This window comes from Pedobacter sp. (assembly GCF_039594775.1).
Classification (GTDB): Bacteria; Bacteroidota; Bacteroidia; order Sphingobacteriales; family Sphingobacteriaceae; genus Pedobacter.
In genome coordinates, this window is the sequence record NZ_JBCNMT010000006.1 from 236,116 (window position 1) to 250,859 (window position 14,744).

The 14,744-nt window shown below is 39.0% G+C and carries 10 protein-coding genes and 1 rRNA gene; 9 read left to right on the plus strand and 2 right to left on the minus strand.

Annotated elements, in window-relative coordinates; all coding sequences use genetic code 11:
* The first annotated feature begins 9 nt into the window (after window positions 1-9).
* From ABDV71_RS15525 to ABDV71_RS15565, 9 genes are all read left to right on the plus strand, one after another.
* Window positions 10-1,716 carry a hypothetical protein gene (locus tag ABDV71_RS15525; protein ID WP_343534135.1) on the plus strand — a complete coding sequence of 569 codons (1,707 nt, stop codon included), beginning with the start codon at window positions 10-12 and terminating at the stop codon, window positions 1,714-1,716.
* 31 nt (window positions 1,717-1,747) lie between these two features.
* Complete coding sequence (locus ABDV71_RS15530) at window positions 1,748-3,391, plus strand: hypothetical protein (RefSeq protein ID WP_343534137.1); 1,644 nt, start codon at window positions 1,748-1,750, stop codon at window positions 3,389-3,391.
* A gap of 6 nt (window positions 3,392-3,397) precedes the next feature.
* Complete coding sequence (locus ABDV71_RS15535) at window positions 3,398-4,108, plus strand: MotA/TolQ/ExbB proton channel family protein (RefSeq protein ID WP_343534139.1); 711 nt, start codon at window positions 3,398-3,400, stop codon at window positions 4,106-4,108.
* Window positions 4,108-4,509, plus strand: coding sequence for a biopolymer transporter ExbD (locus ABDV71_RS15540; protein WP_343534141.1), 402 nt, complete (start codon window positions 4,108-4,110; stop codon window positions 4,507-4,509). Before ABDV71_RS15535 ends, ABDV71_RS15540 begins: the two co-directional genes overlap by 1 nt.
* 2 nt (window positions 4,510-4,511) lie before the next feature.
* Window positions 4,512-5,327, plus strand: a complete 816-nt coding sequence (locus ABDV71_RS15545; RefSeq protein WP_343534143.1) for an energy transducer TonB — start codon at window positions 4,512-4,514, stop codon at window positions 5,325-5,327.
* Between the two features lie 517 nt (window positions 5,328-5,844).
* On the plus strand, window positions 5,845-7,128 hold the full coding sequence (locus ABDV71_RS15550; RefSeq protein WP_343534153.1) for a folylpolyglutamate synthase/dihydrofolate synthase family protein: 1,284 nt from the start codon (window positions 5,845-5,847) through the stop codon (window positions 7,126-7,128).
* 76 nt (window positions 7,129-7,204) lie between these two features.
* Window positions 7,205-8,875 carry an alkaline phosphatase PafA gene (gene pafA / locus ABDV71_RS15555; protein ID WP_343534144.1) on the plus strand — a complete coding sequence of 557 codons (1,671 nt, stop codon included), beginning with the start codon at window positions 7,205-7,207 and terminating at the stop codon, window positions 8,873-8,875.
* Window positions 8,876-9,104: 229 nt separating this feature from the next.
* A complete protein-coding gene (locus ABDV71_RS15560; protein WP_343534145.1) occupies window positions 9,105-12,464 on the plus strand; it encodes a methylmalonyl-CoA mutase family protein in 3,360 nt (1,119 codons plus the stop codon).
* A complete protein-coding gene (locus ABDV71_RS15565) occupies window positions 12,464-13,384 on the plus strand; it encodes an MBL fold metallo-hydrolase (protein ID WP_343534146.1) in 921 nt (306 codons plus the stop codon). Before ABDV71_RS15560 ends, ABDV71_RS15565 begins: the two co-directional genes overlap by 1 nt.
* Window positions 13,385-13,412: 28 nt before the next feature.
* On the opposite strand, the gene ABDV71_RS15570 is transcribed toward ABDV71_RS15565, so the two are convergent.
* Together ABDV71_RS15570 and rrf are read right to left on the minus strand one after the other, a co-directional pair.
* Window positions 13,413-14,393 carry an acyl-ACP desaturase gene (locus tag ABDV71_RS15570; RefSeq protein ID WP_343534147.1) on the minus strand — a complete coding sequence of 327 codons (981 nt, stop codon included), beginning with the start codon at window positions 14,391-14,393 and terminating at the stop codon, window positions 13,413-13,415.
* A 264-nt stretch (window positions 14,394-14,657) separates the two neighbouring features.
* A 5S ribosomal RNA gene (gene rrf, locus ABDV71_RS15575) occupies window positions 14,658-14,744 on the minus strand; the annotation flags it as partial.

Consider the following 14,744-nt stretch of genomic DNA (forward strand, 5'->3'; position numbering starts at 1 on the left):
AGACACACCATGAGATTTAATAAAACCACATACATTACGCTTGGCTTAATTCTAGGGGCATTTGGTCTGCATGCGCAGGACGTAAAACCTCCTGAAAAGACGGAAAAAACGCTGAGCGAAGAAATTGAAATTATACGACCGTACAAACCTGTTTTAGCAGAAGCAGTAAAGTTGAGAAGAAGTCCTGATCTGGACAACCTTAAAACCTATAAAGCCAAGTTTAACTATCAGCTAGCAGACAGGAAGCTTGAACTGAATACCGATATCCAAAAGCTACAGGCCCAAAAAGTAGCCGACGAACGTCAAGCACCATTAACCAACAACTACGTTAAAGGTGGCGTAGGTAATTTGGGAACAATTTTGGCCGAAGCCTATGTAGGTATGGGCCAAGACCCAGCTTTGCAAACTGGTGTATTCTTTAGACATTTCAGCAACGAGGGCAAGTTGAACAAACAAAATGAAAACAAGCAACAATTAAGTGTATTTGCCCGTAGTATTGGCGAAAATGCAACGTTGAATGGTAAATTAAACTACCAAAGACATGGCTTGTACTTTTACGGTATTGACGATAATAACCCTACGTTAAATCCGAATCCCGATAAACAAACCCTTAATTTCTTTGAATTGGAAGGCGAAGTAATCAGCAAGTTTACCCCTGATCCTGATGCTTTTAGCTATGCAGCAAAGGCAAATGGTTATTTTTTTAACGATAAATATAGTGCAAAAGAAAAAGCCCTTACCTTAACAGGCTATTTGAATAAGAGAATAAGCAGCTTCAATTTGGGCTTAGCGGCATCGGCCGAATTTGGCAATACCAAAGATGTAAACACTAGTGTATCTAATAACCTTTTACGCTTAAACCCTTACATTAAATTACAAGCAGGTGGCGTAAAAATTATTGCTGGTGCTAACATTACTCAAGAATTTGGCAGCACTTCAACCACAAGGTTTTTCCCTTCAGTAACTGCCGACTTCACCTTAATCCCTGATTTCCTGCAAATCTTTGGGGAGATTAAAGGCGACGTAAACCGTAACACCTTAAAAGACCTTACCGACGAAAATCCATTCCTGAACCAAAATATCTTCATTAAAAACAGTGTAGAGAAATTGAGCATAAGCGGAGGTATTAAAGGTACTGGCGGTCCCGGATTTGGCTATAAAGCACGTTTTTATAGTAAAGAAATTACCGACATGCCTTTGTTCGTAAACAGCTTTGGTTCATTCAACAAATTTGATGTGATCTACGACTTTGGGAAAACCAAAATATTAGGATTAGAAGGTGAATTGACCGTTCAGGTGAGCGATAACCTAAAATGGACAGGTAAATTGAACATGGAAGACTATAAAGCGGGCACCGAAAAAGAGAGCTACTTTAAACCTCAACTACGTTTAACTTCGAACTTCAGCTTTGTATTTAACAAAAAACTTACGTTTGATGCCGCCGTTGCCGTTCAAGATGATAGCAAAGCGAAAGTATTCAGTGCTAATCCTTTAAATCCAGATGGCAGTTACCCTCCTGTTCCAGATTATACCAATGAAACTATAGTGAACATTAAAGGTTTTGTAGATTTGGGCGTGGGTGCCACTTACAAAATCAACAATAAAGTTTCGGCATTTGCCAGAGCTAACAATATTTTAAATACCAATTACAGTAAATTTTTATATTATCGTCAAAATGGTTTTAATATCTTTGGCGGCTTAACCTATTCGTTTTAAAAGGTTAAATTTTATAATTATTTTTACCCAAATGGATATATTGCAATACCTGATAGAGCTTTTAAAAACCCGTAAACAAATAGGAATTGAAGGCTTGGGTACTTTCTACAAAAAGAAAACACCAGGAAGGTACGATGCAGAAACTCATTCGTTTTTGCCTCCTAGCTATGCATTGGAGTTCAGCTCTGATGTTTTGGAGCACACCAACCTCTCGCAATATATCCAAACCAAAAGGGGAATTTCCGAAGATTCGGCCAAATATTTCATCAACCAGTTTGTTGAAGAAATACATAAAGGTCTACAAAACGGCGAATATGTCCTCGAAAATGTTGGAACGCTTAAACAAACAGCTAACGAACTTTCGTTTACGGTAAATCAAAATATTAATATTGGTTTTGATTTTTTTGCCCTGCCTGCGGTTACGGCGGACGTTCAGCATATTGAACCTGCCCCTAATGAAACCGAACAGCAAATAGAAACAACAAACCAAGTTTCACAAATTCAAGAACCGGCCATTGAGCATACAGAAGTTCCTGAATTTGAACATGAAATGGCCAGATTAGGCGATGAAGTGACTACTGAAACAGCAAACCCTATTGAAGATCATGAGCCAGCAGAAGTGCAAGAAGACCTTCAGGACGAGATTGCATTGGAGGAATCTGTAGCACAACCAGAAGAGATTAAAGAAGTTGCCACTGACGAAATAACTGTTGAAAGTCACGAAAAGTCCGAAAACACAGCAACTTCTATTGAAAAATCTGAAAACATCACTACTGCTATCGAAAGCAATGAAGCTACCGACGAAGAAGTTTATGAAGAAATAGCAGAAGTAAATACCGAAAATCCAACAGGTGAAACCTGGAGCTTCGAAGGCGAAAATGTTATTTCTGATGATGACGTATATGAAGAAGAAAATGCCGAAGAAAGCGAAAACACTTCAAATACTGAAACAAATGCAGAAGGTAATGATATAGATTTCATACCCCGCAATGATTTTAACAGTACTGGAAAAAAAGATGACTTTAGACTAACCTCCACTACTCATGAATGGGATTTTGATAATGTAGGCAATAAGGTCACCGAAGAAAACACGCTAATAGGCGAATACGATAACGATGAATTAGATGAATCGTTTGAAGAGGAAAAAACAACCATGCCACTTTACCAAAAAGTAAGCATTGGTCTATTAGTGTTGGCGGTAGTACTAGCGATTATCTATTTTGTAAAACCCGAAATGTTCCAACACTTTGGTAAAACCGATGTTAATCCAAACGAAAAAATGGTATTGCCGATGGAACGTAGTGATCTTAAAACACAAAAAGATTCTTTAGACTTTGCAGATAGCATTATGCAAAATGCCGAAAAAGTGGGTTTGGATGTACAACCTGCTAAAGATACTTTAAAAGTTATCACTAAAAAAAGTGAAGCAAAGCCAATTGAAACCTATGACATTATTGCGGCAGCCTTCGCAAGAGATTCGGAAGTTGAAGAATACATTGCCTACATGAAAAAGCACGGCTTTGAAGCCAAAGTAGCTAAAATGCCGGGCAAGCTTTATAAAAAAATCAGTATTGCATCGTACAACAATATCGATTCGGCCCAAAAATACGTTGTTAAATTTCGTAAGCAGTTAAAAAATCCAAAAATGTACGTTCAAACCATTAAAAATAATTAACACACAATGATATTATTACTAACCACTTTACAAGATACCGTACAAAATTTAGCAGATACGGCTCAAGCTGTACCTACCACAGCAGTAAAAACACAAGAAGACCTTCATTTTATTGATTTGCTTTTTAAAGGCGGTTGGGTAATGATTCCGCTGAGCTTATTGGCTTTCCTGGGCTTGGTTATTTTTATAGAAAGATATTTAACTATTCGTAAAGCGTCTAAAAACGACACCAATTTATTGTTCCAAATCAGACAGAACATCAAAGACGGCAGATTGGAAAGCGCCATTGCCCTTTGCAAAAACACCGCATCGCCTTTGGCACGTATGCTCGAAAAAGGTTTAAAACGTATTGGCCGTCCTATCAAAGAAATTGAAGGTGCTATCGAGAATACTGGTAAACTAGAAGTTTCTAAACTAGAAAAGAACATTGGTATCTTGGGAATCATTGCGGGTATTGCACCTATGCTTGGTTTTGTAGGTACTATCATTGGTGTAATCACCATCTTCCGTGAAGTATCTGCACAAGGAGCTATTGAAATTGGTACCATCTCTGGTGGTTTATATACCAAAATGATTACTTCGGCAACAGGTCTAATCATCGGGATTATGGCTTACGTACTTTATCACATTTTGAATATGATGGTAGAGAAAATCATCCTTAAAATGGAAACCGATGCCATTGATTTCATCGATCTATTAGAAGAACCAGGGAAATAATGAATTTAAAGAACAGAAAAAAGGGCAATGTAGAAGTGCACACCGCTGCCTTAAACGACATTATGTTCTTCTTGATGTTGTTTTTCCTCTTGGCTTCTGCAGTAGTAAACCCTCAGGTGGTAAAATTATTGTTGCCCCGCTCCTCTTCAGGACAACAGGCCAATAACCAAAAATCTATTACGGTAAGCATTGATGAGAATCTCAACTATTTTGTAGACAAGCAGCCCGTAACACTCGAGGCAATGGAAGGTAAAATCCAGAGCTTTATCCAACAAGATACCGATTTAACCATCGTCTTATATGTGGCTAGAGGAGTTTCTATCGAAAACACCATGAAAGTATTTGACGTAGCTAACAAATTGAAATTGAAAGTTGTTCTTGCTGTAGAACAGAAGAAATAAACATGGCACAAAACCATAAAGAAGAAAATAATTATCCCAAGGCATTAGTCATCTCTACGGTACTGATGGGCTCCTTTATTGCCCTTAGCTTTATCTGGATAATTGGCAAATTCGAACCCAATGAAGAATTGGGGATGGGTGGTATGGTGGTTAATTATGGTACTTCTGTTACCGGTATGGGTACTGACTACACCAGCATGGAAGAACCTTCGATGGCACCTGATGCCAATGGTAAAGAGCCTGATAAAGTTACACCAGATCCTACTACTAAAAGTGTTTCTACACAATTGAGCGATAAGAACATCACCACACAGGACAATGAAGAAGCCGTAAATGTAAACACCAAGGAAACCAAGAGTAACGCTAATCCAAGCAGCAAAACAGACAATAAAGCTGAACAACCTGCTATTAACCCCAATGCCATTTATAAAGGCAAAAAAAATAATGCCACAGGCGGTGGCGATGGAACCGGAACAGAACCTGGCAACCAAGGTGACCCCGACGGTGACCCGCTAGCCCCTTTCTATGGCGACGGTGGTTCAGGATTTGGCAACAAACCACTTCCTTTAAGCCATTTCAGAAACTTAGTAAAACCAGACGACGATGGCCAGGAAACTGGAACCATTATGGTTAAAATTCAGGTAAATAAATCAGGAAGAATAATAAGCGCTACCGCTGGCGCAAGAGGAACTACATTTTCTAACAGTGCTTTATACCGTAAATGCGAAAACGCCATGCTTCAAGCATCTTTAAACGCCATTGCCAAAGGTCCTGAAATTCGTATTTTTTATGTTCCTTTCAGATTTTTGGTAAAGTAATTTTACTTTTTAAGAACATTAGGACTTTATTCAGCGCAAGCTTAACTCGCTCCCTTCTTTTCAACCGCAGTGAAACGAGTGGACAACCGAAGCGCTACGAAATAAAATTTTTCGACAAGATTATTATTAATAGAATATCCAAAGATTTTCTCTATTACACTCGCGAGGACAACACGTATAAATTAGCACAGGCTTGATTGCCATAGCTAATTATTTTGGAGCAGAAAGGAATACCATTTATGTTTTTTCATATTCCTTAATCTTAATGCGATAATTGACAATTTTTCATCAAAAGCCGCTTTCTTTTGGAACTTTGTTCGAAAGAAAAATCAAAAGAATGACGAACATATTGTTTCATCTAAAAAAGAATTCAGATACGAATGCATTTATCAAATTTAACATATGACTACGATAACAACTAGCAATCATCAGCCAGTAGACATGCTAATAAAGCATATTACAATGTTCATTTTCTAAACTTTTTAAAAAAAACTTAGTCTATATTTGGAATATCATGATGAACTATAGCCAAACCGTTGAATATCTCTATAGTCGCCTACCCATGTTTACTAGAGTTGGTGCAGCGGCATTTAAAAAAGATTTACATAATACCATCGCTTTTTGTTCCGCTTTAGATAATCCACAAAATCAATATAAAACCATTCATATCGGAGGTACCAATGGCAAAGGTTCAACTTCACATATGTTGGCTGCCATTTTGCAAACAGCAGGCTATAAAACAGGTTTATACACCTCTCCCCATCTCAAAGATTTCAGGGAACGTATACGCATCGACGGCAAAATGGTGTCGAAAAATTTTGTAACCAGCTTTGTACAACAACAACAATCTCTGATTGAAGAGATAGAACCTTCCTTTTTTGAAGTCACTGTGGCCATGGCTTTCTCCTATTTCGCGCAAGAGAAAGTTGATGTTGCCATTATTGAAGTAGGTTTAGGTGGCCGATTAGACTCTACAAACATCATACATCCAGACCTATCTGTCATTACCAATATCAGTCTTGACCATACCAATATGCTGGGTAATACTTTTGCTGAAATTGCCTTTGAAAAAGCGGGGATCATTAAACAAAACACTCCCGTAATTATTGGGGAACGTCATCCCGAAACAGATTTCGTTTTTGAGCAAAAAGCAAAAGAGCAAAATGCCAATCTAACATTTGCCGAAGACGAGTTATCAGTAGCAAATGCTAGCGTAAAATCGGGCTTATTACAGCTTAACATTAAAGGAAAAGACAATACCCTTACCCAACTAAGCTTAGATCTAACGGGAAACTATCAGCGCAAAAATGCCGTCACCGTCCTGCAATCAGTTAGGGCGTTGAGAAAAATTGGCTACCAAATTGAAGATGAAGCCGTTTACGAAGCATTAAAAAGCGTTAAAAAATTGACTGGTTTACAAGGCAGATGGCAGATTTTGGCTAAAAATCCCTTGACCATTTGCGACACTGGACACAACAAAGCTGGTATTGCCGAGGTAGTGCAAAACATTCAGCAAACCCCACATGAACAACTGCACATGGTTATTGGGATGGTGAAAGATAAAGACATTACAGCTGTACTATCTCTATTGCCCCAAAATGCCAGCTATTACTTTTGCCAGCCCGAGTTGGAAAGAGCTTTACCTGCTCAAGAACTCGCGGAACAAGGAGCAAATTTCAATTTAAAAGGGCAAGTGTTTAATAGTGTAGCAACAGCTTTAGCTGCAGCAAGACTAAAAGCACAACCAAAAGATTTGATTTTTGTAGGCGGAAGCACCTTTGTAGTGGCCGAAATTATATAGCAAATGAGATGAAATATTTACAATATTTCTCTATTAACTTAATAGGCATTTAATACCTTTATAAAAAAACCATTAAATGAAAGTAAAATTCCTGTGCTTGTCATTTGCAATTCTATTTGCAGGTGGTGCAAGCGCTCAAAAAACAGCTAAATCAGCCGCTACTACATCTACGTCAAACTATCCAAAAACCGTTGCCCGACCTAAGCTTGTAGTAGGTATGGTGGTAGACCAAATGCGTTGGGATTATCTTTATCGTTTTTATAGCCGATATGGGCAAGGAGGTTTCAAACGTTTAATCAACGAAGGATTTTCTGCAGAAAACACTTTAATACCATACACCCCCACTTTAACAGCCTGTGGTCACTCATCGGTTTATACTGGTTCAGTACCAGCCATTAATGGAATTATTGGCAATAACTGGTTCGACCCACAATTGGGTAGAGACGTTTATTGTGTAGAAGATAAAGATGTAAGCACGGTAGGCAGTCCCAGCAAAGAAGGACTAATGTCGCCTAAAAACCTATTGGTAACTACTGTTACCGACGAGCTGCGAATGGCTACAAACTTTAGAAGTAAAGTGATCAGTGTATCCATTAAAGACAGAGGTGCTATTTTACCTGGCGGACACACCGCAAATGGTTCTTTTTGGTACGATGACATGACTGGAAATTTCATTACCAGTACCCATTATATGCAGCAATTACCTGCCTGGGTAAATGATTTTAATGCCAAAAAGCTGCCGAACACTTATTTTGCAAAAGATTGGAATACGCTTTACCCAATCGAAACCTACAAAGAAAGTACTGCAGACGACAAACCTTACGAACGATTGTTCAAGGGAGAGAAAACCGCTACTTTCCCCCACCTATTCAAGCAATATGTAAATAAAAACTACTCCATGATGGCAAGCATGCCTTATGGCAATACCTTTACCTTAGAGTTTGCCAAAGCCGCTATTCCTGCCGAAAAACTTGGACAAACAGGCAATACCGATTTCCTTGCGGTAAGTTTATCTTCAACCGATTATGTAGGCCATCAGTTTGGGCCAAACTCTATTGAGTTAGAAGATACCTACTTAAGATTAGATCAAGATTTAGAAGACTTTTTTGCCTACTTGGATAAAACCATTGGCAAAGGAAATTATTTGTTATTCTTAACTGCCGACCACGGTGTAACCCATGTACCAGGCTTTTCAAAAGAGAACAAGTTACCCGCTGGAGGGTTAAATGCAAAGAAATTTAAAACCGAGTTGGATAGCTTGATCTTAAAAGAATTTAAGGTAAAAGGTGCTATATTTACTTTAATCAATAACCAATTGATTTTTGATACTGATGCCATTAAAGCTGCAAATGCCGACTATAGCAAGATCAAACAACTCAGTATCGATTACCTCATTAAACAAGAAGGTGTGCTTAATGCCGTAGATATTAAAAACTTGGGCAATGCAAGCATTCCACAAGAACTTAAAAACAAAATTACAAACGGTTATAATGCCCGTAGAAGTGGCGATGTTTACATTGTACTTGATGCAGGTTGGTACCCAACACTAAACCCAGGTACGGGCCACGCCGCTTGGAACCCTTACGATAGCCATATCCCTGCGCTATTTATGGGCTGGGGTATAAAGCCGGGCAAAACCAATAAATCTTACGCCATGACAGACATTGCTCCTACCATATCTGCACTGTTGCACATACAACAACCGAGTGGTAGCATTGGACAAGTAATTACCGAAGCCATGAAATAACAGCTTTATCAAATTTGTAATACAAATCCCCAATTCACTTATCCGAATTGGGGATTTGTATTTTAAGCAAGTATCTATTGTCATTTAAGTAACAAATAGTCACTACTTTTAAGATAAGCACAATGCCCATACCTTGCCAAACCACTGATAAAAATGTACATTTGATGAGTAATTTCTAACCAATTTTATACTCAGCAAAAGCAATTTCCCCTCTGGGAATTTACATACTATGGAAAAAATTGAAATCTATAAGCCTTCCCATAAAATACGTTTCGTAACCGCTGCAGCACTTTTTGATGGACACGATGCCACCATTAACATTATGCGTAGGATTTTACAATCTAGCGGAGCCGAAGTCATTCACCTTGGCCATAACCGTTCAGTTGATGAAGTAGTAAATTGTGCCATTCAGGAAGATGTTCAGGGCATTGCCATGACCTCCTATCAGGGCGGACACATCGAATATTTCAAATACATGTACGATTTGTTGCAAGAACGCGGCGCATCGCACATTAAGATATTCGGTGGCGGAGGCGGTGTAATTCTTCCCGACGAGATCAAGGAATTGGAAGCCTACGGAATTTCCAAAATCTATTCGCCAGACGACGGTAGGAAAATGGGCTTGCAAGGCATGATCAATGACATGCTACAACAAACAGATTTTGCCACCATTGAAAGCCTGAAAGATGAAACGGAGAATTTGCAGGAAAAAGAGAATAGAAAAATTGCAAGGCTCATTTCATCGGCAGAAAACAATGCCGACGAGTTTGAAATTACATTAAAGAAATTACAAAGCACTGCACAACCTCCCGTTTTAGGTATTACCGGTACTGGTGGCGCAGGTAAATCTTCCTTGGTTGACGAGCTGGTGAGGAGATTTTTGATCGAGGTAAAAGATAAAACCATTGCCATTATATCTGTTGATCCTTCCAAAAGAAAAACTGGCGGTGCCCTACTAGGCGACAGAATACGCATGAACGCCATCAACAATCCAAGGGTCTATATGCGTTCGTTGGCAACCAGACAAGCAAACCTAGCCCTATCAAAAAATGTACAAGAAAGTATCGATATCTGTAAAGCGGCAGGGTTTGATTTGATTATTGTAGAAACATCGGGCATTGGGCAATCGGACACCGAAATTACACAACATTCAGATGTTTCTTTATATGTAATGACACCTGAATTTGGTGCGGCTACACAGCTGGAAAAAATCGACATGCTAGATTTTGCCGATTTGGTAGCCATCAACAAATTTGACAAACGTGGTGCCTTAGATGCCCTACGAGATGTAAGGAAACAATATAAACGCAATCACAATATCTTCGATGCTAAAGATGAGGAAATTCCGGTTTATGGAACCATGGCCTCGCAATTTAATGATCCAGGCATGAACAACCTGTTTGTAGCCTTGCTACAGAAGATTAAAGAAAGAACGGGCGTAGATTTCGCCGCAAAAATGGAAATGACTTCCAGTCAATCCGAAAAGATATACATTATCCCTCCAGAGCGTACCCGATATTTATCCGAAATTGCAGAAGCTAGCGAACAATACAATGAATGGGTAGCAAAACAAGTAGGCATTGCCCGTAAAATGTACCAGTTACATGGGGTAATTGATTTGTTAAAAGCAGAGGAAAAATCATCTACAGAGGACTTAGAAAGACTTTATTCGCTGCACGAGGAACAACTGGATGGCGAATGCAAACGACTTTTAAGAGAATGGTCCAGCACTAAACATAACTATAAGCAAGACTTTTTTATTTACAAAGTACGAGATAAAGAAATCAAACAACCATTGTTTTACGAGTCTTTATCTAAGCTCAAAATTCCAAAAGTAGCGCTTCCACGTTACGAAGAATGGGGCGATATTTTAAAATGGTTATTGACCGAAAACCTTCCAGGCGAATTCCCTTATGCTTCCGGTGTTTTCCCGCTAAAGCGTGAAGGAGAAGATCCAACTCGTATGTTTGCAGGCGAGGGGGGGCCGGAAAGAACCAACAAGCGTTTCCACTATGTTTCGTTGGGACAACCAGCACATCGATTATCTACGGCATTCGATTCAGTAACCTTATATGGAGAAGATCCACATTTACGTCCAGACATTTACGGTAAAATTGGAAACTCTGGCGTGAGCATTGCCACTTTAGACGATGCCAAAAAACTATATTCTGGCTTTGACTTATGCGCACCAAGCACGTCTGTTTCCATGACCATCAATGGCCCTGCTCCTATGTTATTAGGTTTTTTCATGAATGCTGCCATTGATCAACAATGTGAAAAGTACATTATCGAGAACGGATTACAGGAAGAAGTAACTGCCAAAATCAATCAAATATTCAAAACAAAAGGTCTAATTAGACCATCGTACAACGGTTCGCTCCCAGAAGGCAACAATGGTTTAGGATTAATGCTTTTAGGCGTAACTGGAGATCAAGTATTATCCAAAGACATCTATGCGCAAATCAAAGCCAAAGCAATAAGTTCTGTACGCGGAACGGTACAGGCAGATATCTTAAAGGAGGACCAAGCACAAAACACTTGTATTTTCTCCACTGAATTTGCCTTGAGAATGATGGGCGATATCCAACACTATTTCATTACCGAGAAAGTTCGAAACTTCTATTCAGTATCTATCTCAGGATACCATATTGCCGAAGCTGGCGCAAATCCAATTTCACAATTAGCTTTTACGCTAAGCAATGGCTTTACCTTTGTGGAATATTACTTGAGCAGAGGCATGCATATTGATGATTTTGCACCAAACCTTTCGTTCTTCTTTAGCAATGGTATTGATCCTGAATACGCTGTCATTGGCAGGGTAGCCAGAAGAATTTGGGCCAAAGCCATCAAAAACAAGTACAAAGGAAATGATCGTTCGCAAAAGCTAAAATATCATATCCAAACCTCTGGACGTTCTTTGCATGCGCAGGAAATAGATTTCAACGACATTAGAACCACGCTACAGGCACTTTATGCAATCTATGATAATTGCAATTCATTACATACCAATGCTTATGATGAAGCCATTACCACGCCAACGGAAGAGTCGGTACGTAGGGCGATGGCCATTCAGCTCATTATTAACCGAGAGCTAGGTTTGGCCAAAAATGAAAACCCTTTGCAAGGAGCTTTTATCATTGAAGAATTAACTGACTTGGTGGAAGAAGCCGTATTGGCTGAATTTAAGCGTATTAATGACAGAGGTGGCGTACTCGGTGCCATGGAAACCATGTACCAACGCGGAAAAATACAAGAGGAAAGTTTATACTATGAAACCTTAAAGCATACTGGCGAATTTCCAATTGTAGGTGTAAATACTTTTCTCAATAAAAACGGCTCACCCACTATTGTTCCGGGAGAGGTTATCCGTGCTACAGAAGAGGAAAAGCAATATCAGATCAGTACCTTGGAGGCTTTTCAGAAACGTAATGAAAAAGATGCCCCAGAAGCATTGAAAAATTTACAAAGGGCAGCCGTTAATGGTGAGAACATTTTCGATAAACTGATGGAGGTATGTAAAATCTGTTCGTTAGGGCAAATTAGTAATGCCTTATATGAAGTGGGCGGACAATATAGAAGGAATATGTAATGAAAAGGATGATTATCTTCTTATCATTTATCCTCTTTGTCTATAAAACGAGTGCACAAACCAATCAGCCCTATGTAATGGTACTTGGGGTGGCTCAAGATGGCGGATTTCCTCACCTCGGATGTCAAAAAACATGCTGTACCCAAGCATGGGCAAATCCTAAGTTGCGAAGAAATGTTACGGCATTGGCGGTAGTAAATCCTCAAAGCAAGCAATGGTGGTTGTTAGAGGCAACCCCAGACATTAAACAGCAACTACAAGACTTTCAAACCCTAACGCAAGGCCAATACCCCTATTTGCCCAATGGCATCTTTCTAACGCATGCGCATATTGGTCATTATACTGGATTAACGCAGTTTGGTCGTGAAGTAATGAATACCAAACAATTAAACGTTTACGTGATGCCAAAGTTTAAAGGTTTTTTGGAGAAAAATGGCCCTTGGAGCCAACTGGTTGATTTAAAGAACATCAATTTAGTTCAATTAGATACCATTAAACCTACTTTATTTGGTACCATTGACTTCCAAGCATTAATAGTTCCTCATCGTGACGAATATTCAGAGACGGTGGGTTTTAAAATAAATCTTGGTGGGAAGAAAATCCTATTCATTCCCGATATAGATAAATGGTCTAAGTGGAATAGAAATATCATTGATGAAGTTCGTCAGGTCGATTATGCCTTCCTTGATGCGACATTCTACGACAATTTGGAGCTGAACAATAGGCCAATGAATGAAGTACCCCATCCATTTGTTTCCGAAACCGTGAAGCTTTTTGAAAAAGAAAATGCTAGCACCAAGTCTAAAATCCACTTCATACATTTCAATCATACCAATCCGATAATGTGGCAACCGCAAGCAAAGCAAAAGCTGATTGATCAAGGCTTCAATATTGCTGAACAAAACAAGTCATACCAATAAAAAAGCCACGATAATCGTGGCTTTTTCTTTATGCTAATATCCATTTAAACTTGTAGTCAATCGTAGGATTTTTCATTCTTTCAGCTACTCGTAGTAAACGGTTAGGTAAGTTCATGATATAATCTCGAGCTTTTTCTCCAGCCTCATTAAGTTCCTTAATGCTTTCGATATTCCATTCCACAATAAGCTGTTTTAAAATATCAACGTAATCAATTGCAGTATAAACACCTAAGCGCTGCGCCGCATCTGTAAAGTGCCCAAATACCTGACCAATTGGAAGGCCAACTTCTCTTAAAAAATGAGCTGGCATTACAATTTTCTTACGCATCATGTCGTCAAAAGCAAGCATTGCTTCATTAGCATCAACGGCAAAAATTTGCTTGATAAAATCTTTATACGCTTTTGCGTGTCTAGCTTCGTCAGAAGCAATTACTCCACACATTTTAGACAGTAATGTATCTCCGTCCTTTTTTGCCAAAGAAGCCACACGTCTGTGGGATACATTGGTTGCTAATTCTTGGAAAGAAGTATAAATAAAGTTTCTGTATGGATCATGACCAGTACCAATATCAAAACCATCGGCAATCAAATATTGGGTAGACATTTCCATTTGACGCATATCTACACGCCCAGAAAGATATAAATACTTATTTAATAAATCTCCGTGTCTATTTTCTTCAGCAGTCCAGTGTCTATTCCACTTCATCCATCCGCCCTCTTCATCTCTGCTAACACCATCAACCATGGCTAACCAAGACTCGTAAGTAGGTAATGCTTCCTCTGTAATTGTATCTCCAATCAATACTGCTACTAAATCGTAAGACAACTCACTTGCGCTTTGTTGCAAATCTTTCACACGTTGAAAAAAATCATCTTTACTAGCATCTGGTAAAAAGTCAGATGGTTGCCAAATTTCATCAATAGGCTTGAGATATTCAGGCATCATCTCTAGCATATATTTTTCAATATGCTGCATTACTTCCCTTCTTCTTTCAACAAAAAAACTCATTTATGTGTATATGATTTGTAAAGAACAAAGATAACCAAATTATATGGTTTAGAGGAATTTATTAGCGTAATAGCGGTAACATTCTTAGTAAATCTGATGTAGATCACATATTGTACCAGAGATAAAATATGAAAGGAAAAACGGTAGGCAGCCGTGGGCTAAATGCCTTGCTTCCAATTACCATTTTTAAGCTATACCATTTTGTTTCGTATAGATTTATATATACAAAAAAAGCCCCCGACATTTCTGAAGGGGGCTTGTAAGGATAGGCACCGACCTACTCTCCCACGTGTTACCGCAGTACCATCGGCTCTGGCGGGCTTAACTTCTCTGTTCGGAATGGGAAGAGGT

Bases quoted from the DNA above. Each gene is read 5' to 3' on its own strand.
- ABDV71_RS15535 (WP_343534139.1), top strand. From the start codon at position 3,398: ATGATATTATTACTAACCACTTTACAAGATACCGTACAAAATTTAGCA.
- pafA (WP_343534144.1), top strand. From the start codon at position 7,205: ATGAAAGTAAAATTCCTGTGCTTGTCATTTGCAATTCTATTTGCAGGT.
- ABDV71_RS15570 (WP_343534147.1), bottom strand. From the start codon at position 14,393: ATGAGTTTTTTTGTTGAAAGAAGAAGGGAAGTAATGCAGCATATTGAA.
- ABDV71_RS15530 (WP_343534137.1), top strand. From the start codon at position 1,748: ATGGATATATTGCAATACCTGATAGAGCTTTTAAAAACCCGTAAACAA.
- ABDV71_RS15560 (WP_343534145.1), top strand. From the start codon at position 9,105: ATGGAAAAAATTGAAATCTATAAGCCTTCCCATAAAATACGTTTCGTA.
- ABDV71_RS15550 (WP_343534153.1), top strand. From the start codon at position 5,845: ATGAACTATAGCCAAACCGTTGAATATCTCTATAGTCGCCTACCCATG.
- ABDV71_RS15545 (WP_343534143.1), top strand. From the start codon at position 4,512: ATGGCACAAAACCATAAAGAAGAAAATAATTATCCCAAGGCATTAGTC.
- ABDV71_RS15540 (WP_343534141.1), top strand. From the start codon at position 4,108: ATGAATTTAAAGAACAGAAAAAAGGGCAATGTAGAAGTGCACACCGCT.
- ABDV71_RS15565 (WP_343534146.1), top strand. From the start codon at position 12,464: ATGAAAAGGATGATTATCTTCTTATCATTTATCCTCTTTGTCTATAAA.
- ABDV71_RS15525 (WP_343534135.1), top strand. From the start codon at position 10: ATGAGATTTAATAAAACCACATACATTACGCTTGGCTTAATTCTAGGG.